Here is a 23,177-nt window from a genome sequence, read left to right as displayed (position 1 = left end):
TATCATTCTTTTCGTCGTGAACTTCCTTACAATAGAACGTGATGAAGGTCTGGGTGATTGGGGTTTCGGCGGCAGCGCTCTTAGGTGGAGCGCTGGCTATGGGCGTGGCGACACAAAGCAACGGAACGCTCGCGGCAGGATTGCGGGTTGCGGGTGTAGATGTAGGCGGAATGACGTCTCAGCAGGCGCTGGAGGCCCTGGGAACGCGGGCGGTCACAGCCCCGCAAGTCACGGTCATGGCGGGCAGCCAAAGTTGGACGGTGGGGGCCGAGACCCTCGGTTGGCGGGCCGATGCCCAAACCAGTATCGCCGCCGCCGAACGTGCCACCCGTGAACGCGGCGTGCTGGAACGGGTGCAGGCCGCACTGGGTCAGGCTCCGGTGCAAGATTTCCCGCTGATTGCGGGCGTAGACGCGGCACAGGCCAAAGCGGGCCTGAATACCCTGACGGCCAGCCTGAATGCCCAGCCCAAAAACGCCACCATTTTGTTTGACAAGGCGACCAAAAACTACACCGTGACCGCCGACGCGCCGGGGCGCAAAGTCGACGTGAAGGCTGCTGTAGCCGCGTATGTGGCCGCTCCCACCCTTACAGCCCTCAGTATTCCCGTGACCGAATGGAAGGCCAGATACACCGCCGACCAGTTGCAGGGCTACGTGGCGCAGGGCAACGCGCTGATTCGTCCTCTGACCGTGCAGCTTCAGGGCACGCCGCGCAAAGCGGCCCTGACCGGCCTGCAGGTCGCCAACCTGTACTGGGTGCGTGAAACGGGCATTGTGCTCGACGACGCCACCATCAACTTAGTTTTTAAACGCCTGATGGGTGAAGTGAATCAGCCGGCCCAAAATGCCCGCTACGCGCTTCAGGGCAGCAAATTGGTGCGCGTGAAAGAACAGCCGGGCAAAGTGGCTGAACCCAAGTTGGCGCTCGCAGCCTTCCGCAAAGCCATTACCGACGCCGCCGTCAAAAATGTGGTGCTGCCCGGCAAGGTCAGCCTGCCCACGCTGACGCTGGCCGAGTTGCCCGACGCTGCCAAACTGCAACTGATCACCACCGGGCGCAGCACTTACTACAACTCCAGCGCCGCCCGCCGCACCAATGTTGCCAACGCCGCCGCCAAAATCAACGGCACGGTCGTTCCCGCCGGAGAAGACTTCAGTTTCCTGAATTCCTTGGGCAGCATTACCTCTAACAACGGCTTCGTGGGTGGCCTGATCATCAGCGGGGGCCGCACCGTAGACGGCCTCGGTGGGGGCGTGTGTCAGGTCAGCACCACCGCATTCCGGGCGCTGTATCAGGCCGGGTTGCCTGTGGTAGAGCGCAATCAGCATTCCTACCGCGTGGGCTACTACGAACCGCAAGTGGGCTTCGAAGCCGCCGTCTACGATCCGGGCCTCGACCTGAAGATGAAGAACGACACGGGTGGGCCGCTCCTGATCAAGACCATCAACAACAATGCCAAGTCAATGCTGGAAGTGCAGGTCTGGGGTATCAAGCCCGCCCGCACTGTTACCGTGAGTCCCGCCGTGATTACGGCCCGTACCGCGCACCCAGCCGCCAAATACGTCACCAACCCCAATTTGCGCCCCGGCTTGGTCAAGCAAGTGGACTGGGCCGCCGACGGCTTCAATCTCTATATTGCCCGCACCATCAAGGATGCCAAAGGCGTTCGCCGCGACAAAGTCAGCACCATTTATAAGCCCTGGCAAGCCGTATTCGAAATGGGGCCGCGCAGCTAGAGCCGTACAGAGCTCACTTTAGGGGAGACGGTAGAGCAGGGGCCGTCTCCTTTATGTATGTCCGTCAGCCAATGTTCACGCGCCCGTCAGAACAAAAGCGTACAACTGGTCATATGCGTTCCCTCTTTGCTCTGACTGCCGCCGCCCTGACCGTTGCTCTTTCTGCTCCTGCGTCCGCTCAAACCTCGCCCTTCGTGGGCACCAACTGGACACTGACCGGGCTAACTGAAAACGGAAAGTTGGTGTCGCCGGGCCAAGCTGCGCCGCGCCCGACCCTGAGCTTAAGTGGTACGGCGGCGTCGGGTAGTACGTCTTGCAACACCTACCGCGCCAACTTTGCCACGCGCGGCGACATTTTGCGTTTTACGGTATTGTCGACCACCCGCCGTGCCTGTCCTGACCGAATTGACGGCCTGGAAGAACGTTTTGTAAATCTGATGCGCGGGGTCTCGCGCTTTGCTGTGCAGGGCAAAACACTGACGCTGTTTTCGGGCAAGACCGATCAGCTCGTGTTTACCTCCTCTCAGACCATGACGCCGCCTATCGTTTCTTCAGGCGGAAAGGGGCAGGGCATGACCACTCTGGAAGGCAACTGGTTCGTAACGCGTCTGGTGGCAGGCGGGCGTCAGGTGGCCTTGCCTGCACAGGCGTCGTTCACCTTTGCCCCTGACGCCACTGGCTTTGCACTCAGCGGTACGGCAGGCTGTAACCGCGCCGTAGGCCGGGTCACCACCTCAGGCACGGCGGTCACATTCGGGCCACTCGCCACCACCCGGATGATGTGCGACGCGCCGCGCATGGCACAGGAAAGGGCGTTGCTCCAAGCATTGTCAGGGACTCTTTCGGCCAAATTCAGTTCGTCGTCTCTGGTACTCAGCGGCCCTACCGGAACCGTGACCCTCTCGCGTACGGCGGGCGCGGCTACCGGGTTGCCCTCACAACCTGTCGCCGCCACGCCCTACACACTCCGGCAGGTCAACGGTCAGGCGGCGCCCACCACACCCAAACCCGTGACCCTTAGGTTAGAAGGGGGCCGGGTCGGCGGCAGTGACGGCTGTAATTCTTACGGCGGCTCCTACCGCATGGAGGGCAACCAGTTGGTGCTGACCTCCCCGCTGACGAGCACGATGATGGCCTGCATGGATGCGGAAAGCACCCCACTGTTGTCGGTGCTGGACAGCCGCCCCACCCTGACGGTGCAGGGACAAACGCTGACCCTGAACACCGCCGATGTCACCCTGACCTTTGGCCGTTGAGGAGCTGGCAGCCAAGTGACAGCCAGTCAGCCCTCTGGCGGCTTCGTGTAAAATCTCACGTTTGATCAGCTTGGATTGGGTAGAACAGAGGGAAGATGAAGCTCCTGCCTCTGGCCGCCCTGATGTTTGTTGCTGCAACCTCTGCCACGGCTCAGCCTTCCGGCCCTACCGATGTGTTGGGCAATTGGAAAGTGGTGGGCTGGACGCTCCCCAACGTGATTCCGGTGCGCGGCTTTGTGCCGACCCTCAAGTTCAGTGGGGCAGGCAACAGCTTGACCGTTACAGGGAAGGCGGGCTGCAACTTTATAAACGGCCCGGTCACCCTAAGCGGCAATCAACTGTCGTTCGGGGTGCTGGTCAGTACCCGTGTGGCGTGTTCGGTGGCTGTGGGTCAGCAAGAAACCGCGCTGATCAAGGCCTTATCGGGCCAAACCCTGACCGCAATCCGGGTGGCCGACAGCCTGACCCTGACCACCAAGGACGGTTCGGAACTCAATATTCGCCGCTCTACGCTTCAGAGCAAGTAAGCGTTAACTAGAGTCAAGAATCCAGCGCCCAGTCTACGGCGGCCTGCACATGCAGCCGGGTCGTATCGAAGACGGGCACAGCCGTATCGTCGGCCCCCACCAGCAGCGTGATTTCGGTGCAGCCCAAGATAATGCCCTGTGCGCCGCGTGCCACCAGATCAGCCATCACGCGCCTGTATGTTTCGCGTGACGCCTCTAAGATTTCATTGCGGCACAGTTCGTCATAAATGATCCGGTGAATTTCGGCGCGGTCTTGGGCGGGCGGCGTCAGCGTGTCTATTCCAAACTGCTCTTTGAGCCGCCCCGTGTAGAAGTCTTGCTCCATCGTAAAGGCTGTTGCCAGCAGCCCCACTCGGCTTAGGCCCGCTGCCCGGATCGCCTCTGCCGTGCCGTCTACGATGTGAAGCAGCGGCAAATTCACGGCGGCTTCGATCTGCGGGCCGACCTTGTGCATGGTATTGGTTGCCAGCAGGACAGCTTCGGCCCCCGCCCGTTCCAGCCCTCTGGCGGCCTCGGCCAGCAGGGTTCCCGCTTCGTCCCAGTGCCCGCCGCGTTGCAGGGCGGCCACTTCTGCAAAATCCACCGAATGCAGCAGCACCCGCGCCGAGTGCAGGCCACCCAGACGCCGCGCCACTTCTTCATTCAACGTGAGTTCGGGTTAAGCTTATTGACGTAATCTAGCTTTTAATTCTGTTTTTAAACGAATATTTGGCACAAATTGAGGCTCACTGAGATGATTGGTTTGCACACCCACTCAGGAGCCACCATGACCATACTCGAATTGTTTTGCGATGTTGACGACTTCTGCCAAACGCTCCCACCATTCCAATTTTTGCTCACTCGGCCTGCTCTGGAAGAGCAGGCCCTACACGCCCACCTCATCCGGAATCGTCCCACTGGACTGCACCTCAGCGAAATCATGACGATCCTCATCGCCTTCCATCAATCAAGCTACCGTCAGTTCAAGGCGTACTACACGACGGAAATCCTGACGCATGGGCGAGCCGACTTCCCAAAAGCGCCAACCTATTCCCGTTTCGTGGAGTTGATGCCACGGGCGCTGCTGCATCTGGTGATCTACCTCTATCGCAGCTTTGGTGCGTGTACCGGGATTTCTTTCGTTGACTCCACCAAGTTGGAAGTCTGTCGGCTGAAGCGAATGAACACCCACCGGGTGTTCAAGGAGAACGCCGCCTTGGGCAAGACCTCCATGGGCTGGTTCTATGGCTTCAAGCTGCACTTGATCTGTAACGACTCTGGTGAGTTGCTGTGGGTGGGCCTCACTCCAGGAGATAGAGATGACCGCGCAGCCCTGCGGGAGTGTTTTCAACACGACCTGTTTTCCCTGTTTGGAAAGCTGTTCGCAGATCGCGGCTACATCTCACAAGCACTGGTGACTGAGCTCTCGAATAAGCACCACGTCGCGTTACACACCCGGCTCCGCAAAAACATGAAATGCGCTGTCCCCGTGTTGAGCGAAGACGCTCTCTTCCTCAGGAAGAGAGCCATCATTGAGTCCGTCATTGATCAACTGAAAAACATCAGCCAGATCGAGCATTCCCGTCACCGCAGCCCAGTCAACTTCATGGTCAATCTCGTGTGTGGGCTGATTGCCTATTCCCGCCAGCCCAAGAAGCCCTCGCTGATCCCGCAAGCAGGCCCCTTGAAGCTCGTGGCTTAACCCGAACTCACGTTCATTCAGCAACCTGTAGTATTCCGCGCTACTCGTCCAGCTCATGCCGCCCAGCAGACCGATCAGTTTCATGGATGCTCCGGCCTGGGGCGTGTGTCCGCCAAGCGCCCCGGCACCAGCCGTTCCAGCAGCGTCACCAGATCGGCGTCCATGTAGTCGTAATCGTCGGGAATGCCCAGCGTGAGGATGCGCTCATCGGGCAATGCGCCCCGGAACTTCTGGCGCAGGATATCGCGATGACACTTTTCCATGCAGACAGCTATGTCGGCCCATTCCAGCAGGTCACGCGATACCGGGGTTTCGGCGTCGCGGTTGGTGCCCGCCGAAGCCACTTTCCAGCCGTGGCCCGTGCGAAACACGGCTTCGGCAGTCGGACTCCGGAGCTTGTTTTGGGCGCAGATGAACACCACGCGGAGGGGGCGTGCCTGAATCTCTGGCTGTTGGGTCAAGGTTCCTGCCCCGCCAGGAGCCACGCCGCCTCATCCTCGCCAATCTTGGTTGGGGCGTTGGCTCTGGCCCAAGCTGCCGCCGCCTGCACATCATACGGTGTGCGGCGAAATTCTATGTTCCAGTGGGCGTTTTGCCGGGTCAGCAGGAGCCAGCGGGCTACAGGCAACCCATCTTTTTGACGGCTGACCGGGCCGGCATTCACCAAACTGACGCCCTCCTGCACCCGCAGCATTTCTTGATGGGTATGGCCTACCACGCAGACGGCCCCCGCAAATTTACCCAACCGTTCGCGTAGCTCGGCGGGTGTGGCGGGGCGTTCTTCTTCCCCCGACAGCATCAGGGCTTCCCAGGGGTCACGCGGGCTGCCATGTGCAAGGCGCACCTCGCCGCCTGCCACGTCTACAAAAGTGGGGAGCTGGCCCAATTGTGCGGCCAAATCGTTGGGCAACTGGGAAGCCACCCAGCCGCGCATGGCGTCTTTGCCTGCCCGCATTCCAGCCATGCGCTCGTCGGTGTTGCCGCGCACGGTGGGCGGTGCAAATTCGGCCTGCAATGCCCAGGCGGTGGCCGGGTCAGACGCCCCCCAGACCGTATCGCCCAGGTTGTACAGCGCGTCGGGGCTGGTGGCCTGCACGTCTTTTAGCACGGCCCGCAGCGCAAAGCTGTTGCCGTGAACATCTGACAGAATGGCAAGTCTCATGGCTTCTCCAGCTTATTTCGGCTTGCGAATGGCTGCAAAAATTCCGGCAAACAACAGCACGGTAATGACGTAGCCGATCAGTGAAGCCACCGGACTGAATGCCGGATTTAGTGCGTCGCCCGCGAATTTGTAGATGGCGTAGGGCACAGCCCAGCCCAGCGCGTACAGTGTGGCGCGGCGCAGGAATTCGGGGGTAATAGAGGCCTGTGCAAACATCCGCATGGGAATGAACATGGCCGGAATCAGCAGCAGTTGAGACAGATAAAACCAGATGGGCAAGGCTGAAAAGCCGTACTCCACACCCGCAAAGATAATATTGACGCCGCCGATCAGGATACCCGTAAAGACGACGGTTCGGAGAAGGAGAGAATTCACGCCTGCCATGTTGTCACGAAACCAACTGATGAGGGCAGAGGCGTTTGTACGGTCAGGCGGGTACGCCTTCTACCGCGCCGTAATGCAGCACAGTGGGAAACGGATCGTAGAAATGGTGCAGCAACGTCCGCCACTGTGCGTACTGCGGGCTGCCGCGAAAGCCCACCGTATGCGCCTCCAGCGACTCCCACCAGACCAGCAGCACGTATTCGCCAGGCCGCTCCAGGCAGTGCTGCAGGGTGTGGCGCACGTAGCCATCTATACCCGAAATGATGTTTTGCGCGACCCGGAACGCGGCTTCAAATTCAGCGTTCTGGCCGGGAATGATATTCAGGACGGCGACTTCGAGAATGGGTTGAGGCATAAAGGAGTCTAGAGGGTGGATCGTGTAGTGTAGAAAAATTCACCTATACGATCCACATTCTGCACTCCCTGTTTGCTACGCCGTCGTTTGACTGATCTGGCGGCTCTTGCCCATGCCTGCCACGATCTGATTGATCACGCGTAGCCACGCACGGGCGCTGGCCTCCACCACATCGGGCGCGACGCCTGTGCCGTGAATGCTGATCTCGCCGTAGCGGGTATTCACGCTGACCTCTCCCAGCGCCTCGGTGCCTTTGGTCACGGCCTGTACGCGGTAGACCTCCAGTTCGGGGGCAATGCCCGTCACGGCATTCAGCGCGTGGAAGATGGCTTCGACTGCGCCGTCGCCGCTGCTGGTCGCCTCGCGGGGGCCGTCGGGCGTGGTCACGCGCACATAGGCGAGGGGCTGCATATCGGTGCCGCTGGTGATCTGGAATTTTTCCAGCACAAAGGTCTGGGGAATGTCGGTGCGGCTGTCTACCAAGGCCCGCAGATCGTCGGCGTAGATCTGGCCTTTGCGGTCTGCCAAATCCTTAAAGCGGGCAAACATCTCCTTGATGCGGTCTTCGGCCACGTCGTAGCCCAGATCAGTCAGGGCTTTGCGGAAGGCTGCGCGGCCCGAGTGTTTGCCCATCACCAACACGGCGGCTTCGCGGCCCACCAGTTCGGCATTCATGATCTCGTAGGTTTCGCGGGCCTTGATCACGCCGTCCTGGTGAATGCCCGATTCGTGGGCAAAGGCATTGTCGCCGACCACGCCCTTGTTCGGCTGAACTGGCATCCCGCTCAGGCGGCTGACCATCCGGCTGGCCCGGTAGATTTCGCGGGTGCGGATAGCGGTTTCAAAGCCGTAATGATCCTTGCGGGTATGAAAGGCCATCACGATTTCTTCCAGCGCCGCGTTGCCTGCCCGCTCGCCAATTCCGTTGATGGTGCATTCGATCTGACGCGCCCCGCCCTGTGCCGCCGCAATAGAGTTGGCGACGGCCATACCCAAATCGTCGTGACAGTGCGCTGACAGGATCACATGGTCAGGCAATTCGCCCTTCAGGAAGGCAAACAGCGCCCGCATTTCTTCAGGAGTGGTGTAGCCCACCGTGTCGGGCACGTTGATGGTGGTCGCGCCCGCCTCTACCGTGGCCTTGAAGATGTGGGCCAAAAAGGGCCAATCGGAGCGGGTGGCGTCTTCGGCGCTGAACTCCACGTCGTCGACAAAGGTGCGGGCCAGACGGACTGCCTCTACGGCCCGTTCCACCACCGCGTCGGGTTCCATGTTCAACTTCTTGGACATATGAATGGGGCTGGTGGCGATAAAGGTATGAATTCGGGGCCGCTCGGCCAGTTCTACAGCTTTGGCGGCGGCCTCGATGTCAGCCCGGTTTGCCCGTGCCAGCCCTGCAATAATCGGCCCCCGTACCTCGCGGGCAATGCGGCTTACGCCCTCCAGATCGCCGGGGCTGGCAATCGGAAAGCCCGCCTCGATCACGTCTACGCCCAGCCGCGCCAGTTGGTGGGCAATTTCCAGCTTCTGGCTGTGGTTCAGCGCCACGCCGGGACTTTGCTCGCCGTCACGCAGGGTCGTATCAAAAATTCGGATGGGCTGGATGGCGGGGGTCTGCTGGGTCATGGTGGCTCCTGAGGATGGGGGAAAGGTGGGAACGCTAGAAAGGGCGAACCAAAGAAAACCCCCCGAAGGGCGTTCCTCCGGGGGGGCTGACACGGTTCTTAGCCGCTCACTCCACCGGAGGAACGCTAAGAAGAAGCAGGCCAGATACTTGCATACGGAGACTGTACAGGGCGGGCACCATGAAGGCAACCCCACACGTCTACACGGGTGCGGCGATTCCCGGCTCAGCGGATATTCGCCTGCATGCAAATCCGCCCCGTGCTGCCCACATCCAGCGTGCCCAGGTTGAGCTTCATATTCTGCCCCACCAGCTCACCCCGGTCTGCGTCAGGGGCCGAAGTCAGGTCGGTCACGGCGCTATTCACGGTAAGACGCAAGCCCAGTTCTGTCGAAGGGCCAATAACCGGGCCGGTGCCGGGGCCGTAGCCGTCCAGCCTGGGCTTGGTCTCGGCGGGCAGGGCGTCCTTCAGTACAAAGTTGGGGGCCGCGCCGCCCGTGTTGCCAAAGTTGACGCAGTATTCCAACAGGTCGCCGGGCGAGCCTGCTACGTTTACGCTTTCCGCGCTGGCCCGCGTGATGTTGCGCACCGTTTTGGTCAGCGTCACCACTGGGCGCACCAGAACCACCGTTGCGGCGTCGCTGGCGCTGTTGTTGACCTCTGCGGTGGGTTCCTCGCCGCCGCCACTGATGCTGGCTTCATTGGTGTAATTGCCTGCGTTGGCCGCCATCACCGTCAGTGTAATGTCGGGGAATACCGCGCCTGCCGCCAAGCTGTCGGAGCGGGTGCAGCCCAGAGGTGAGAGGGTACAGATCCAGCCTGCGCCACCGATGCTTTGGGCGATCATTCCGGCAGGTAGGGTGTCAGTGACCGTGACCGTGCCCAAACTGCCCGCCCAGCCCACCGCATTCGAAACCCGCAATATAAAGCTGCCCGGTTGCCCCGCCGTAAAGTTGCCCGTATGCGTTTTGGTCAGCGTCAGGTCGGGGCCACTGACGATCACGGTGGCGGGTTGGTCACCGGGCAGGGCGGAATTGCTGTCGCTGGCGTCGGTGATGGTATTGCCGAGTGTCTGCTGGCGGTAAGACACGTTGCCCGTGTTGTCTATGGCCATGCCGCCGGGAGTGCCCGTGTTTACCTGTACCCGGAAGCGCACCCGCGCCTCGTTGCCGGGAAGAATCAGGCCGCCCGCCGAGGCCGTTGCGCCTGTGCCCAGCCGGAACACCACTCGGTTGCCTGCGCTGTCATATTCGGCCTGATCGTCGCCTGCCGCATTCGTTTTAGTTCCGGCATTGGCCCCCGTCAGGCTCAACGAACCCGGCACGAAGCTGGTGTTGGCGGGCAGCACATCGGTCAGCACCACGTTTGCCGTGCCGTCGTTGCCCTGATTTTTAATCACCAATTCGTACTCCAGTTGGTCTCCGGGGAGCACGCGCCCGCCATTCAGATCCGTCACTGTTTTGCCCAGACCGTCTTTGAGGTTGGGCAAAAAGATGTCAGTGGCGAGGGTAATGATGCCCGGATAGATCACGTCGCTTGAGCTTCCGGTGACCCGCACCACTGCCGACGTGCTGCCGTTGGGAAGCGGCGTGTTGGGGGCAAACGTGTCTATATCCAGACCCAGCGTATTGGAGAAGGTGGGATTGCGGCCTGCCGTGACCTCTGTGCCCAGCGCCGAAATGGTGGAGTTGAACACATCGTTGACGGGGTTGGCGGCATTGAATACCGGACTGAGCGCGGCGCTGTTGGCCCCGAATTGCAGGCTGCCTCCGGTTCCGGCTCCCTCGCCGGCTCCCCGGTCTCCGTCGTAAGCCACCACCCCAATGGTGCTGTTCACGGTGCCCAGACTGGGGGTCAGGAATCCACTGACGCCGATATCCAATGGAACACTGGGGTCGCTGGCGTTCTGCAAGCCGTCGAACACAGAGAGGTTTCGCACGGGGAGGGCGCTGTTTTTGAAGGCCACCACCAGAGTCCAGTTGGCCCACGTGCCCGCGCCCTGCGTGCTGTTGATGTTGGCCACCGTGTAGGCTCCGCTGCCTCCGGCCTGAACGAGTGCTGTCACGTCTACAAACGCCTGATAGATGTTGCCTATTCGGGCCACGTTTGTCGAGGAAAGAGAGCAGACTGCCTGTCCTGGCAGACCAAAAGACACTGAATGGCGATTGGCGGCGCTGCTAGACGAGCCACTCCAGTACAACCCCGCAAACAGCACGCTACTGCCAGAGGTCAGATTCAGGGTGGCAGAGCTGGAGTTGATGGTGGCAGGATCGTTATCAGTATCGCTGTTGACCAGATACACCTGATTGTTGGTGATGGTATTGTTCAGATTCCCCAGCTGCACGGCGCGGGCGCTGGCGCATCTGCTGGCCTGCGTGGCGCTCGCCAACGTTCTATCAGCGGTGCAGTAGTAGTTCACATTCCCGATCAGCATGATGTCGCCGTTGGTAAAGGGATTGCTGTAACGCGTCGCAAACGCTTGCTGGGCGCTCGCCTGTGACCAGATTAACAGGGCGGCCACCAAGCTCAGTCTCCAGATGATCCGCCGCCCCAACTGTTCGATCATAGGCAAGCTGCCAGATCACTGAGAGTCATATCCTTCAAGTGAACTTTTTCATGGCCGACAAGATATTTACTTGCCTAGATATGCCCCCATGAAGGTGTGCCCATAGCAAATGTGCCCTGCCCAGAGCGCTCCGGGCAGGGCACAGCAAACAACAGTGGGTTGTGGTTTAAACTTCCAGCGCCTTCTTGCTGATGAAGGGCATCATGTCGCGCAGTTCCTTGCCCACCGTTTCCAGCTTGTGGTCGCGCATTTTGCTGCGCTGCTCGTTCATATAGGGAAAACCGCTTTCGGCGTCGGCAATAAACCGCTCGGCGAATTTTCCGGTCTGAATATCGGTCAGCACGTCTTTCATGGTGGCCTTGGTCTCGTCCGTAATAATGCGTGGCCCAGTCACGTAGTCGCCAAACTCGGCGGTATTGCTGATGCTGTGGCGCATGCCCTCAAAGCCCTTCTCGTAGATCAAATCCACGATCAGTTTGACTTCGTGCAGGGTTTCAAAGTAGGCGATTTCGGGCTGATAGCCTGCTTCCACCAGGGTTTCAAATCCGGCCTGAATCAGGTGGGTCACGCCGCCGCACAATACGCTCTGCTCACCGAACAGGTCGGTTTCGGTTTCTTCCTTGAAGGTGGTTTCCAGCACGCCTGCACGGGTACAGCCGATGCCGCGTGCGTAGGCCAACGCAATCTCGCGGGCTTTTCCGCTGGCGTCCTGCTGCACGGCAAAGATACCGGGCATGCCCGCACCGTCAGCGTACACGCGGCGCAGCATGTGGCCGGGGCCTTTGGGGGCCACGAGGTACACGTCCACATCGGCGGGTGGTTTGATGCGCCCGAAGTGCACGTTGAAGCCGTGTCCGAAGGCCAGCGCCTTGCCTGCGGTCAGGTGCGGCTCGATGCTTTCGGCGTAGGTTTTGGGCTGGTTCTCATCGGGAATGAGCAGCATGACCACATCTGCCGTTTTGGTGGCTTCCTCGATGCTGACCACTTTCAGGCCCGCCTGCTCGGCTTTGGCCTTGCTTGCACTGCCTTCGCGCAGGCCCACAACCACGTTCAGGCCGCTGTCACGCAGGTTTTGCGCGTGTGCGTGTGCCTGAGAGCCGTAGCCGATAATCGCAATCAGCTTGTCTTGGATGAAGTCGAGAGACACGTCGCGGTCATAGAACATCGTTGCAGCCATTTGTGGATTCTCCTGTATTTGGGCGGTGGGTGGGGGAGTGTGGGCTAGGTAAGGATGGTTTTGGCTTCTGAGTCAGATTGAAGTTGCGTGTAAACCCCCAATCTGTTACGCCGCCAGCCCCCTGAAGGGAGTACAAGAGCTTTTGTCCCCCCCCTGACGAGGGCGTTGCGTCAGCAACGCGGGTTGACCCAGAATCTCAGACTTCCCTCAGCAACAGAAAGAAGTACTCCTCAGAACAAATTCGGCACATCCCGCGCCCGCTCTTCCCTCGGCTCCACACTTTCCACCGCTGGGCGCAGCGTTTCGGTTTCTCCGTCGTGGTAGACGTGGCTGGGAATGTCGGCGTTGCTGCCGCGTGTCAGGGCAATCCGGCCCGTCCGCATGGTTTCGAGAATCCCAAATGGGCGCATCTGCTCAATAAACGCAGTGATCTTGCCCTCGTCGCCCGTCACTTCAAAGGTCAGGGCGTGGCGGCCCACATCCACGATCCGGCTGCGGAAATCCTCGGCGATCTGGCGCACTTCGACGCGGCTGTCGGGCGAAATCGCTACCTTCACCAGCACCAGTTCGCGGTCTACAAACTTTTCGAGGCTGTGGTCGATGATCCGCACCACGTCATGCAGTTTCTCCAGTTGGCGCATGGCCTGTTCCACCACGCCCCGGTCTCCGGTGACCACGAAGGTCATGCGCGACAGGCCGGGATGCTCGGTTGCGCCCACGCTGAGGCTACGAATGTTGTAACCGCGCCGCCCAAACAGGGCCGTGATGCGGGTCAGCACGCGGGGTTCGTCGCGCACCAGTGCTGAAACGAGGTGGTCTTTGGGCTGCTCGGTCATCGTGTAGTCGCTCATGCGTTTTTCGCCTCCTCGGCTGCCGCCGTCATCTCTGCCGACAGATCAGGCGTGGGCTGCTTACGGGGCGGCTCGGTTTCGATCATCTCGTACAGGGCTGCGCCCGCCGGAACCATCGGGAACACGCCGTGCTCATGTGGCACCACGATTTCCAGCAGGGCCGATTTGGGGTCTGCCAGCCAGGCGTCGATCATGCCGGGCAGTTCCTCGGCGTTGGAGGCGCGGTAGCCGGGCACGTCGTAGGCCTCGGCCAGCTTCACAAAATCAGGGTTGGAGTCGCCCAACCAGACCTCGCTGTACCGCTTCTCGTGGAACAGTTCCTGCCACTGGCGCACCATGCCCAGATAAGAATTGTTGATGATGCAGATTTTGACGTTACGGATGTCGTACATCTTGAGGGTGGCGAGTTCCTGCAGGGTCATCTGGAATCCGCCGTCTCCTGCAATAACGATGCTGGTGACGCCGGGCTCAGCCATGCCCGCACCGATGGCTGCCGGAAAGCCAAAGCCCATCGTGCCCAATCCGCCCGAATTGATCCAGCGGCGCGGTTTTTCAAAGCGGGCCAGTTGCGCGGCTAGCATTTGATGCTGCCCCACATCGCTGCTCAGAATGTCGTCGGGGCGCAGGCGGTCGACCACCGATTTCACGGCGAATCCAGCGCCCCACTCGGTCGGGGTGACCGTGCGGCCCTTCCATTCCACTATCTGCGCATGCCAGTCGGGCAGGTCTAATTTCTGTGCGCCTTCGGTCAGCATTTTGGCGGCCACCACGGCGTCTCCGCGCACCGGCACGCCTACCCGCACAATTTTGCCAATTTCGGCGGCGTCCAGTTCCACATGAATAATTGCGGCGTTGGGCGCAAAGCCGTTCACGCGGCCCGTCACGCGGTCATCGAATCTCAGGCCGATGCCCAGCAGCACGTCGGCTTCACTGATGGCGCGGTTGGCGGCCACGCTGCCGTGCATTCCCGGCATGCCCAGCCACAGGGGGTCAGAGGACGGGAACGCGCCCAGGCCCATCAGCGTGGTAATCACGGGAATATCCCAGGCGCGGGCGAGGGCCGTAATTTCGGCGCTGGCGTCCAGCGAGCCGCCGCCTGCCATGATCACGGGTTTTTTGGCGGCCAGCAGCAGCTCGCGGGCTTTGGCAATCGCCTCGGGCTTGGGCGCGGGATGCTCGGGGCGGGCGTGCGGGTAGGCGACTTGGCCGCTGTAGGCCGCCAACTGCACATCCTTGGGAATGTCTACCAGCACGGGGCCGGGTCTGCCACTCCGCGCAATCCGGATGGCCTCGGCGATCACGCGGGGCAGTTCCTCCACGTCGCGAACCACGTAGTTGTGTTTGGTAATGGGCAGCGTAATCCCCGTGATATCGGCTTCCTGAAAAGCGTCGGTGCCCATCAGGTGCCGCGCCACATTGCCCGTAATCGCCAGCAGAGGCACGCTGTCCAGCATGGCGTCGGCCAGCCCGGTCACCAAATTGGTCGCGCCGGGGCCGGATGTGGCGATACACACGCCAATTTCCCCGGTGGTCTTTGCCCAGCCTTCTGCGGCATGAATCGCGCCCTGCTCGTGGCGGGCCAGCACATGCCGTACCTCTGGATAAAACGTGAGCGCGTCGTACACGGGCATAATTGCCCCGCCCGGATAGCCGAAGACCGTGCTGATGCCGTGATTGGCGAGCGTGGCCCACAGAGCTTTCGCTCCGGTCATGCTCCCCCGGTCTAACTCATGTCCTGCGGCGTGTTGCCCTTCGCTGTCTTGCCCTGCGTCCTTTCCGCTGCCCTGCGTCATCTGTGTTCCTCCCTTGGATTGCCTGCCTTTCTGTTGCCTTACCTTGCTTGTGGCCTGGACTCTGAACAAAAAATCCCCCGCCCTGTCGCTTGGGCGGGGGTGTGTGGTAGCACGCGGTGGCGCTCAGCCTCGGACACAACCCCCGAAACTAAGAATTACCACCACGAGACGGAACGCACTCATGCCCTTACCCTACGGTCTGCGGGGGCTGCGGGTCAAGGCGCGTCTAGATGACATGGGCGTCGGGGGCGTTACGGGCCAGGACACAAACGGGCGTTTGGTGGAGGCGGGGTGGGTTTTAGGGTGGGGCATCCAAAGGTCTAAGGTGGTGGGGCGGACACGTTTGCTGGTTGCCCCCTCTGCTTCGCAGCTCTGCGAGTCCCAACCTTCTCCTCAAGGATAAGGAGCGAACAGCCCACGATTCTTCTGCCCTTATCCCTCGCCCCTCGTGGGAAAGGGGCGTTGCCTATGCAGCGGGTGAGGGGGCAATTCAGCGATTGACCCGCCCTATACACCAAAAAATACCCCCACCTTTCGGCAGGGGCATTCCCATTGGGAGTTCTAAAACTCGCTTAGGCTTTAGCGTCCGGCAGGAACGAATTCGCGGTCTGCGAAGTCTTCGCGGGGGCGTCCGCCCTGTGCGCCGCGCTGCTGGTAGCCGCCCTGTCCGCCAGTGCTGCCTTGGCTGCGTCCGCCACCCTGGTAGCCGCCGCTGCTCTGGCTGCGTCCGCCGCCCTGATACCCGCCTTGGCTGCTGCCGCTCTGGCTGCGTCCCTGACCGCCACCCTGGTAGCCGCCCTGTCCGCCGCCGCTCTGGCCGCGTCCACGGTAGCCGCCTTCATCGCGGTTGCCACGGTTGCCGCCCTGATAGCCGCCTTGACGACCTTCACGGGTGGGGGCTTCGAACAATTCGGGGAGTTCCTGCGCCACTTCTACAGTGACTTCTCCACCCAGAGGGCTGGCAGCCATTAGCTTGGCCACGTACTCGCTGGGCACGTCTGCCACGGCACCGCCGCGCCACTGACGCACACGGCCCAGGCGGCGCGTATCGGCGTCGCAGTTCTGGGCAATCACGGCTACAGCGCGGGGAACGCTCATGCGCTCGGCGTGCAGGATGATGGTGGTCAGACCTTCTTCACCGCTGAGCAAGCTGGCGGCCTTCACAGGCTCGCTGACACCGCTGATCTTGGCGAGTGCGCGGGCCAGTGCTTCCAGACCCAGTTCGCTGAACAGACGCTCGGCTTCCACCTGGAAAGTGGTGGCGGCGGCAGGGTCGACGTGACGCACGAGGTCGGCAGAAGCCTTGGCACTCGCAGACTGCACTTCTTTGGGGGTGGGCAGGGGGCGCTCGATAAAGCGCACGCCCGTCACGCGCTCCAGACCGTTCATTTCGCGTCCGTCGCGGTCACCGTACATCACGATGGCGGTGCCGGTGCGGCCTGCGCGGCCCGTGCGTCCCGAACGGTGCACGTAGCTGTCGGGATCCTGGGGCAGGTGGTACTGAACCACCAAATCCACTTCGGGGATGTCGAGGCCACGGGCGGCTACATCGGTGGCGACGAGTACGCCAGCGCGTCCGTTGCGGAAGTTGCCGAGGGCGCGTTCACGCTGGCTCTGGGCCAGGTCGCCGTGCAGGGCTTCGGCTTCCAGTCCACGGTGGATCAGTTCCATCGCCAGTTCATCGGCTTCGCGCTTGGTGCGGGTAAACACGATGGCTTTTTCGGGGTTGTAGACGGTCAGCAGGTCGGCCAGCACGCGGGTACGGCTGCGGCCCACTTTGACCTTCAGGTGCTCGACGGTCTGGGCAACCTGGCTCTTGCCTTCGCCCACAAGGTCGACCAGCACAGGCTCACGCAGGTACTGACGCGCAATCCGGCGGATGTCGTCGGTCAGCGTGGCGCTGAAGAGCTGGGTCAGGCGGGTGGGAGGGGTGCGCTGCAAGATGGTTTCGATGGCGTCAGCAAAGCCCACGCTCAACATCTCGTCGGCTTCGTCTAGCACGGCAAATTCAACGCCGCTCAGGTCGAGGTTGCCGCGCTCCAGGTGGTCGATCAGACGGCCAGGAGTGCCCACCACGATGTCCACGCCACGGCGCAGAGCATTTTCCTGGGGAGCGTAAGCTGCGCCGCCGTACACGGTCACGGTGACGAGGTCGCCGCCGGTCTTGCTGAATTCTTCGGCCACCTGCTTGGCAAGTTCGCGGGTGGGGGCCACGATGATGGCGCGGGGCACGCGGCCACGCTCACGGCTGGCGTCCAGCTTCATGATGATGGGCAGCGCGTAGGCCAGCGTTTTGCCGGTTCCGGTGCGGGCGCGGCCAATCAGGTCTTTGCCAGCAAGGGTATGGGGCAGGGTTTCTGCCTGAATAGGGCTAGCTTCGGTAATGCCACGTTCAGCGAGGCGCGCCACAAGTTCGGGCGCGATCAATTGATCAAAGTTCATTTGTAGTCCTTTCGGGAAAGCACAGCCCCAGTGACTCGCAAATGCCTTTGATCGGCAGCATGTCCTGAATGTGGGGGCACCTTCCAGCCGCTAGGCACTTCCTAAGCGGCGCACGAATTGAAACTATACACGGATATGAGGGAAAGGTCAAGGGGTATGTGGGGGGGGTTTGGAGCAATGCACTTTTGATTGCTGCTGGAGTATGTGCCAGACAACAAAAAACCGCTGTGGCTTTAAGGCCTATGCCCCTTTGAGTTAGGTATTGCAACAGAAGAGTGGCTGTGGGTTTTTGGAATACAGCAGGCCGTCTTGCACCGCTAAAAACAAAGGGGGCCACCCTGAAGGCAGCCCATGTCTGAACCGATATTGGTTTAAGTTCTACCTCAAATAAACTGCCCCGTGATACTCCGCTCCGACTGAGACAGCAGCGCAGGCGGCCCCTCGAACAAGATTTGACCGCCCGCGCTGCCGCCTTCTGGCCCCAGATCGATAATCCAGTCGGCCTGACGAATCACGTCCAGATGGTGTTCGATCAGAATCACGGTGTTTCCGGCGTCCACGAGGCGGTCGATCATGCTCATCAGCAGGCCGATATCGGAAAGATGCAGCCCGGTGGTGGGTTCGTCCATCACGTACACGCTGCCCTGTTTGTGCAGTTCAGTCGCCAGTTTCAGGCGTTGGCCCTCACCACCCGACACGGTACTCAGCGGTTGCCCCAGCTTCAGGTAGCCCAGCCCCACGTCGTTCATGGCCTGCACCACAGCCCGGACTTTCTTTTCGATAAAGAAGGACAGGGCGTCTTCGGCGGTCATTTCCAGCACGTCGCTGATGGTTTTGCTGCGCAGATGGTACTCCAGCACCTCGGGCTTAAAGCGTTTGCCACCGCAGGCTTCACAGCGGGTCGTCATGCCTTCCATAAAGGCCAGATCGGTATAGATGACGCCCAGGCCGCTGCATTCCGGGCAACTGCCTTCCGAATTGAAGGAGAACAGCGACGCGCTGACCCCGTTGGCTTTGGCAAACGCCTGACGAATATCGTCCATGATGCCCGTGTAGGTGGCCGGAGCCGAACGGCTGTTGGCCCCTACGCGCCCCTGATCGATCACAATCGCGCCGGGATGCTGCGCCAAGAACACATCGTTGATCAAGGTGCTTTTGCCCGATCCTGCCACGCCCGTCACCACCGTCAAAATGCCCGTCGGCACGTTCACCGACACGTTTTTCAGATTGTTGAGGTTCGCCCCCTGAATCTTCAGGTGTCCGGTGGCGCTCCGCACGTTGGTCTTGATTGGCAAGTGTTGGCGCAAATACCGCCCGGTCAGAGTGTCGGCGTCTTGCAGGTCGGCCACCGAGCCTTCAAAGACCACCTCGCCGCCGTGCGTGCCCGCTCTGGGGCCAATGTCCACGATATGGTCGGCCACCGCGATCACGTCTGGGTCGTGTTCCACCACCAGCACCGTGTTGCCCTTGTCGCGCAGTTGGCGTAGCAGGCCAGTCAGGCGGGCCACATCGCGGGCGTGCAGGCCCACGCTGGGTTCGTCCAGGATGTACAGCATGTCGGTCAGGCTGTTGCCGAGGTGCCGAATCATCTTGATCCGCTGCGATTCGCCCCCCGACAGCGTGGCCGTTTCGCGGCTGAGGCTCAGATAACCCAGCCCGATCTCGATGAGATGCTGAATGCGCTCACGGAGTTTGGCGGCCACCTTTACGGCCACCGGATCGCTGAGGGTCTGCAACACGCCGATCAGTTCGGTGGCTTCCAGATCCGACCACTCAGCAATGTTGCGCCCGTCTATTCGGCAGGCCAACGCTGCCGCATTCAGCCGTGCGCCCTCACAGACCGGGCAGGTCTGGGTGTTCACGAACTGCTCGAACACGGCCTTGTTGCGCTCCGACATCGCTCCGGAATCTTTCTTGATGTACGAGCGGTTGAAGCGGTCTACCAGACCCTCATATTTCAGGTAGCCCATCCCCAAATCAACCTTTTCGCCGTCACCGTGAAGCAGGTTGTGTAGCTCCGCTTCGCTGTAGTGCTGCACCGGTTTATCGAGGTCAAACTGGCCCGACAGGGCGTAGCTCTTCCAGAGCAATTTGCCTACCTTGAAATCGGGATGCAGGATCGCGCCGCCGTTCAGCGACTTGCGGCGGTCAAGGAAGGCGTCCAAGTCAAGCTGCACGGTTTTGCCGATGCCTTCGCACTCCAGGCACATGCCCTGCGGCGTATTGAAGGAAAAGGCGAAGGCTGGCCCCGCGTAAGGCTGTCCCACACGCGAAAATAGCAGCCTCAGCAACGCTGAAATATCGGTATAAGTGCCCATCGTGGAGCGCGAGCCACCGCCGATTCGCTTCTGGTTGATGATGATGGGCGCGTTCAGAAACTCGATGGAATCCACGTCGGGCTGGCCGTAATGCGGCATGAATCCCTGCACGAAGGCCGTAAACGTCTCGTTCAGTTGGCGCTGGGCTTCGGCGGCGATGGTATCGAAGACCAAAGACGATTTGCCCGACCCCGACACGCCTGTAAACACCGTGATCTGATGCTTGGGAATATCCAGCGAAATATTCTTGAGATTGTTCTCGCGTGCGCCACGAATCTGAATGTATTGTCCGGAGGAGACTGTGGTGGCCGTAGATTCTTCGATCATGGATGCTCCTGCCTGTGCGTCCTGCTTCTGAGCAGATTCGTCTTGCACAGCTTCTTGCTGGGCCAGATACCCGGCGTACCATTCGTCAAAGGGTTGGGCCGCCGCAAACTGGGGCGACAGCTCACTCAGGGCCGCCTCTATGTCGGTCAACTCGGTTTGGGTCAGGCCAAAAATACTGGGGCGCTGGGGAATCCGGAACCCGCTGTGGTCGTGTGGCACGATATGTACCAGCGTTCCCAGCGGTGTGCCGTCCGGCCCCGTCACTCCACTCCACATCCAGCGTTCCTGATGGGTTTCGTCGGCATTGCCCCACTCGCGTGAGCGCCCAAAGTCGCCCGGCAAAGCGGGGTGGGTCGTCATGCCTGCCTCACGCAACGCCCGCTTGATGTCGCGGAACAGGAGCTGCTGATACGTGCCGTAAGCCATGTCTCCGGCTCTGGCATAGGCCGTGTCCAGTTTGGCCCGGTGCTGGGTCAGGACGCCCTGCCAGTGTGCTTTCAGGTGTGCATCGGCCCAGGCTGCGAGGCTGTGAATATCGGCAGGAGAGGGAATGAGCAATGCAGATTGACTCTGGGTGTCTCGGCTCTGTGCAGTCTGGCTCTGTGCGTCTTGCGTCAGGGCATCTTGGTTCATGGCGCTCCTTCACCAGATCAAAACGAGTTTCTAGAGTGTTCCAACACAAGACTAATTCAGCACATCTGCATGTCCAAAGAGTCGGCAGCAGCTTTCGACTTTAGCAGAGTTTGGAATAAAGACAATAAGCGAAATTGCCTATAATGATGATGAAAGTCATCGATTTAGGGATAATGTTAGTCAGATATCTTGATGGTCAAGCCTGCTGCTCAGTCCCGTTCCAACCCAATTGGCAGGTTGCCGCCGACTGCGATCCACGCGCTGATGATGTCGTCGGGGGCGGGGGCGTGCAGATGCAGGGGCTGTCCGGTAGCCGGATGCGGCAGGGTCAGAAATTGGGCGTGCAGGGCGTGGCGGCCAATCAGTTCGCTGGGGCGGCCATACACGGTGTCTCCCAGGATTGGGCTGCCCAGATGCGCCAGATGCACCCGGATCTGGTGCGTGCGGCCTGTGCGCGGCGCGGCCCGGATCAGCGCCAGCGTGCGCCCGTGTCCGTCTGGGTGGGCACTCAGCGGCGCAAAGACCGTCTGGGCCTTGCGGGGATTTGCACCGCCAACGGTCATGCGCTGGCGCTGAATGGGGTGGCGGCCAATGTGAGCGTCGAGCTGCACCGGATGGTCGGCCTTCCACGATCCAGCGGCGATCGCCAGATACAGCTTTCTCGTCTCCCGGTCTTTGAAACTGGCCGCCAGCCTAGCGTGGGCCTGCACCGTTTTTGCCACCACGATCACGCCACTGGTTTCGCGGTCTAGCCTGTGCACGATGCCGGGGCGGTAGCCGCCTTCTTCATCAAAGCCTTCCTGCTGCGGCAGCGCAAATCGGCCCAGCAATGCATTGACCAGTGTGCCCGTGTATACGCCGGGGGCCGGGTGCGTGACCATGCCGGGCGGCTTGTTCACAGCGATCATGAATTCGTCTTCGTACAGCACGTCAAGGGGCACGTTTTCGGCTTCCACCTGCGACGGGGCGGGCGGCGGCACATCCACGCTCAGGCTCTCGCCGCCGCGCAGTTTCAGGCTGGCTTTGTGCACGGTCTGGCCGCCTACCTGCACATGCCCGCCCCCGATCCACGCAGCCACCTGGGATCGGCTGGCCCCCGCAAGTACAGACAGCACGGTGTCTAGGCGTCCGGGAGCGGCGGTGAATTGCAGGGGAGGGGAGGCGTCTGACACGGCGGGCAGTGTACCCCGTTCGTTGGTGGGGGAGGTCTGAGGGTCTAAAGGTCCAGGGTCTAAGGTGCTGGGGCGGTGAGGTTCGGGGTGGGGAGGGCAGATAAAAAACGGGGGAGGTGAGCGCCAGCGAATGCCCTTCTTAGACCCTCTTACCCTTGCCGCTTAGACGCCTTCCTGCCGTTCCCGCCCCTTCACCGCACCTTTATGGGCCGGGCCAGCAAGGGTCAAGTGATCCAATTTGCCCTGCACTGCATACAACTGGGTGAGCGCCACATCTGGCCCCCTACAGGTCATGTGGCTCACCGCCCGCCTTTCTGCTCACCGGAGGCCGCTCCGGGCACACGCAGACAGGAATCTTTGCTGGAGGTCACCCCTATGGAAGACATGCACACCACGCCCGCCACCACCCCAACCACTGCTGCCACCAACTCCCGCCGTTCTTTCCTCGGCTACGCTGGACTGTTCGGCGCGGGCCTCGCACTCGTTTCGTGCGCCCCCAGCATGGGCATGAGCGGCAGCATGGGCAACACGATGGGCGCTGGCGCAGCCCAAGACCTTGAAATCCTGAACTACGCGCTGACCCTGGAATACCTGGAAGCCGAGTTCTACACGGCCTTCAGCACGGGCGCACTGGCTGCCAAACTGACCGACCCCCGCACCAAGGAATACGCCAAGGAACTCGCCAGCCACGAGCAGGCGCACGTGGAAGCCCTTGCGGCCACGATCCGCAAGCTGGGCGGCACCCCGGTGTCCAAGCCTACCTTCGACTTTTCTCCCCTGATCGGCAACGGCAGCGGCCAGAACGACATGACCTTCTTGCAGTTGGCCGCCACCATCGAGCCTGTGGGCGTGCGTGCGTACCTCGGCCAGGTGGCCCGCCTCAGCAACCCCGAACTGATCACCGCAGCCGCAGCCATTCACGCTGTAGAAGCCAACCACGTGTCGGGTGTGCAGGAGTTGCGTGTGTCGCTGGGCTATAACAAGAACCCCACCCGCCAGACCAGCATCGCGCCCCAGACCGATGCAAATCCCACCAGCACCAATGTGGCCGACTTCAACGCGGATTACTCGCCCACGCCCACGGCGTTCTGGACACCCCTGACGATGGCGCAGGTGCTGGCGATCGTCGGCCCGGTCATCAAGTAAACGGGGCCAAGAAGTAAGCCTAAG

18 protein-coding genes are annotated in these 23,177 nt (G+C 61.1%); 5 read left to right on the top strand and 13 right to left on the bottom strand.

Annotation, left to right across the window (positions count from 1 at the left end):
• Positions 1-41: 41 nt before the first annotated feature.
• From M1R55_RS01950 to M1R55_RS01940, 3 genes are all read left to right on the top strand, one after another.
• The gene (locus M1R55_RS01950; protein WP_249393077.1) at positions 42-1,739 is read left to right on the top strand and encodes a VanW family protein; all 1,698 of its coding nucleotides are present in this window, start codon (positions 42-44) and stop codon (positions 1,737-1,739) included.
• A gap of 113 nt (positions 1,740-1,852) precedes the next feature.
• Positions 1,853-2,995 carry an META domain-containing protein gene (locus tag M1R55_RS01945; protein WP_249393076.1) on the top strand — a complete coding sequence of 381 codons (1,143 nt, stop codon included), beginning with the start codon at positions 1,853-1,855 and terminating at the stop codon, positions 2,993-2,995.
• A gap of 95 nt (positions 2,996-3,090) precedes the next feature.
• The gene (locus tag M1R55_RS01940) at positions 3,091-3,522 is read left to right on the top strand and encodes an META domain-containing protein (protein ID WP_249393075.1); all 432 of its coding nucleotides are present in this window, start codon (positions 3,091-3,093) and stop codon (positions 3,520-3,522) included.
• Between the two features lie 13 nt (positions 3,523-3,535).
• Here the strand turns inward: M1R55_RS01940 and M1R55_RS01935 are convergent, their stop codons facing one another.
• Positions 3,536-4,156: an aspartate/glutamate racemase family protein gene (locus M1R55_RS01935; protein ID WP_249393074.1), complete on the bottom strand. Its 621-nt coding sequence runs from the start codon at positions 4,154-4,156 to the stop codon at positions 3,536-3,538.
• Between the two features lie 132 nt (positions 4,157-4,288).
• On the opposite strand from M1R55_RS01935, the gene M1R55_RS01930 reads away from it, so the two are divergent.
• On the top strand, positions 4,289-5,203 hold the full coding sequence (locus M1R55_RS01930; RefSeq protein ID WP_249393073.1) for an IS982 family transposase: 915 nt from the start codon (positions 4,289-4,291) through the stop codon (positions 5,201-5,203).
• 80 nt (positions 5,204-5,283) lie between these two features.
• On the opposite strand, the gene M1R55_RS01925 is transcribed toward M1R55_RS01930, so the two are convergent.
• The 12 genes from M1R55_RS01925 to M1R55_RS01870 form a co-directional block, all read right to left on the bottom strand.
• Positions 5,284-5,664 carry a low molecular weight protein tyrosine phosphatase family protein gene (locus tag M1R55_RS01925; RefSeq protein ID WP_249393072.1) on the bottom strand — a complete coding sequence of 127 codons (381 nt, stop codon included), beginning with the start codon at positions 5,662-5,664 and terminating at the stop codon, positions 5,284-5,286.
• Positions 5,661-6,365: a metallophosphoesterase gene (locus M1R55_RS01920; RefSeq protein ID WP_249393071.1), complete on the bottom strand. Its 705-nt coding sequence runs from the start codon at positions 6,363-6,365 to the stop codon at positions 5,661-5,663. The genes M1R55_RS01925 and M1R55_RS01920 overlap by 4 nt, the downstream gene beginning before the upstream one ends.
• A 12-nt stretch (positions 6,366-6,377) precedes the next feature.
• On the bottom strand, positions 6,378-6,749 hold the full coding sequence (locus tag M1R55_RS01915) for a hypothetical protein (RefSeq protein WP_371827137.1): 372 nt from the start codon (positions 6,747-6,749) through the stop codon (positions 6,378-6,380).
• A gap of 43 nt (positions 6,750-6,792) precedes the next feature.
• On the bottom strand, positions 6,793-7,104 hold the full coding sequence (locus tag M1R55_RS01910) for an antibiotic biosynthesis monooxygenase (protein WP_249393069.1): 312 nt from the start codon (positions 7,102-7,104) through the stop codon (positions 6,793-6,795).
• Between the two features lie 75 nt (positions 7,105-7,179).
• Positions 7,180-8,730 (bottom strand): 2-isopropylmalate synthase, encoded by a 1,551-nt coding sequence (locus tag M1R55_RS01905; protein ID WP_249393068.1) that lies wholly within the window; start codon positions 8,728-8,730, stop codon positions 7,180-7,182.
• 224 nt (positions 8,731-8,954) lie between these two features.
• The gene (locus M1R55_RS01900; RefSeq protein WP_249393067.1) at positions 8,955-11,294 is read right to left on the bottom strand and encodes a DUF11 domain-containing protein; all 2,340 of its coding nucleotides are present in this window, start codon (positions 11,292-11,294) and stop codon (positions 8,955-8,957) included.
• Between the two features lie 166 nt (positions 11,295-11,460).
• A complete protein-coding gene (ilvC, locus tag M1R55_RS01895; protein ID WP_249393066.1) occupies positions 11,461-12,471 on the bottom strand; it encodes a ketol-acid reductoisomerase in 1,011 nt (336 codons plus the stop codon).
• A gap of 230 nt (positions 12,472-12,701) precedes the next feature.
• Positions 12,702-13,322, bottom strand: a complete 621-nt coding sequence (gene ilvN, locus M1R55_RS01890; RefSeq protein WP_168733628.1) for an acetolactate synthase small subunit — start codon at positions 13,320-13,322, stop codon at positions 12,702-12,704.
• Positions 13,319-15,034 (bottom strand): biosynthetic-type acetolactate synthase large subunit, encoded by a 1,716-nt coding sequence (gene ilvB / locus M1R55_RS01885; RefSeq protein WP_249394098.1) that lies wholly within the window; start codon positions 15,032-15,034, stop codon positions 13,319-13,321. Before ilvB ends, ilvN begins: the two co-directional genes overlap by 4 nt.
• A gap of 660 nt (positions 15,035-15,694) precedes the next feature.
• Complete coding sequence (locus M1R55_RS01880) at positions 15,695-17,557, bottom strand: DEAD/DEAH box helicase (protein ID WP_249393065.1); 1,863 nt, start codon at positions 17,555-17,557, stop codon at positions 15,695-15,697.
• Between the two features lie 383 nt (positions 17,558-17,940).
• Positions 17,941-20,835 carry a DUF6022 family protein gene (locus tag M1R55_RS01875; RefSeq protein ID WP_249393064.1) on the bottom strand — a complete coding sequence of 965 codons (2,895 nt, stop codon included), beginning with the start codon at positions 20,833-20,835 and terminating at the stop codon, positions 17,941-17,943.
• Between the two features lie 209 nt (positions 20,836-21,044).
• Positions 21,045-22,007, bottom strand: a complete 963-nt coding sequence (locus tag M1R55_RS01870) for an RluA family pseudouridine synthase (protein ID WP_249393063.1) — start codon at positions 22,005-22,007, stop codon at positions 21,045-21,047.
• 375 nt (positions 22,008-22,382) lie between these two features.
• Between M1R55_RS01870 and M1R55_RS01865 the strand changes: the two genes are divergently transcribed.
• The gene (locus tag M1R55_RS01865; protein ID WP_249393062.1) at positions 22,383-23,153 is read left to right on the top strand and encodes a ferritin-like domain-containing protein; all 771 of its coding nucleotides are present in this window, start codon (positions 22,383-22,385) and stop codon (positions 23,151-23,153) included.
• Positions 23,154-23,177: the final 24 nt, after the last annotated feature.

Origin of the sequence: Deinococcus sp. QL22 (genome assembly GCF_023370075.1) — a bacterium.
GTDB lineage: Bacteria > Deinococcota > Deinococci > Deinococcales > Deinococcaceae > Deinococcus.
This window is presented reverse-complemented; position numbering and strand designations above follow the sequence as displayed.

Excerpts from the sequence above, each read along its gene's own strand:
- M1R55_RS01880 (WP_249393065.1), bottom strand. The coding sequence starts at position 17,557 with ATGAACTTTGATCAATTGATCGCGCCCGAACTTGTGGCGCGCCTCGCT.
- ilvC (WP_249393066.1), bottom strand. The coding sequence starts at position 12,471 with ATGGCTGCAACGATGTTCTATGACCGCGACGTGTCTCTCGACTTCATC.
- ilvN (WP_168733628.1), bottom strand. The coding sequence starts at position 13,322 with ATGAGCGACTACACGATGACCGAGCAGCCCAAAGACCACCTCGTTTCA.
- M1R55_RS01900 (WP_249393067.1), bottom strand. The coding sequence starts at position 11,294 with ATGATCGAACAGTTGGGGCGGCGGATCATCTGGAGACTGAGCTTGGTG.
- M1R55_RS01920 (WP_249393071.1), bottom strand. The coding sequence starts at position 6,365 with ATGAGACTTGCCATTCTGTCAGATGTTCACGGCAACAGCTTTGCGCTG.
- M1R55_RS01915 (WP_371827137.1), bottom strand. The coding sequence starts at position 6,749 with ATGGCAGGCGTGAATTCTCTCCTTCTCCGAACCGTCGTCTTTACGGGT.
- M1R55_RS01945 (WP_249393076.1), top strand. The coding sequence starts at position 1,853 with ATGCGTTCCCTCTTTGCTCTGACTGCCGCCGCCCTGACCGTTGCTCTT.
- ilvB (WP_249394098.1), bottom strand. The coding sequence starts at position 15,034 with ATGACCGGAGCGAAAGCTCTGTGGGCCACGCTCGCCAATCACGGCATC.
- M1R55_RS01905 (WP_249393068.1), bottom strand. The coding sequence starts at position 8,730 with ATGACCCAGCAGACCCCCGCCATCCAGCCCATCCGAATTTTTGATACG.
- M1R55_RS01910 (WP_249393069.1), bottom strand. The coding sequence starts at position 7,104 with ATGCCTCAACCCATTCTCGAAGTCGCCGTCCTGAATATCATTCCCGGC.
- M1R55_RS01940 (WP_249393075.1), top strand. The coding sequence starts at position 3,091 with ATGAAGCTCCTGCCTCTGGCCGCCCTGATGTTTGTTGCTGCAACCTCT.
- M1R55_RS01950 (WP_249393077.1), top strand. The coding sequence starts at position 42 with ATGAAGGTCTGGGTGATTGGGGTTTCGGCGGCAGCGCTCTTAGGTGGA.
- M1R55_RS01875 (WP_249393064.1), bottom strand. The coding sequence starts at position 20,835 with ATGAACCAAGATGCCCTGACGCAAGACGCACAGAGCCAGACTGCACAG.
- M1R55_RS01865 (WP_249393062.1), top strand. The coding sequence starts at position 22,383 with ATGGAAGACATGCACACCACGCCCGCCACCACCCCAACCACTGCTGCC.
- M1R55_RS01930 (WP_249393073.1), top strand. The coding sequence starts at position 4,289 with ATGACCATACTCGAATTGTTTTGCGATGTTGACGACTTCTGCCAAACG.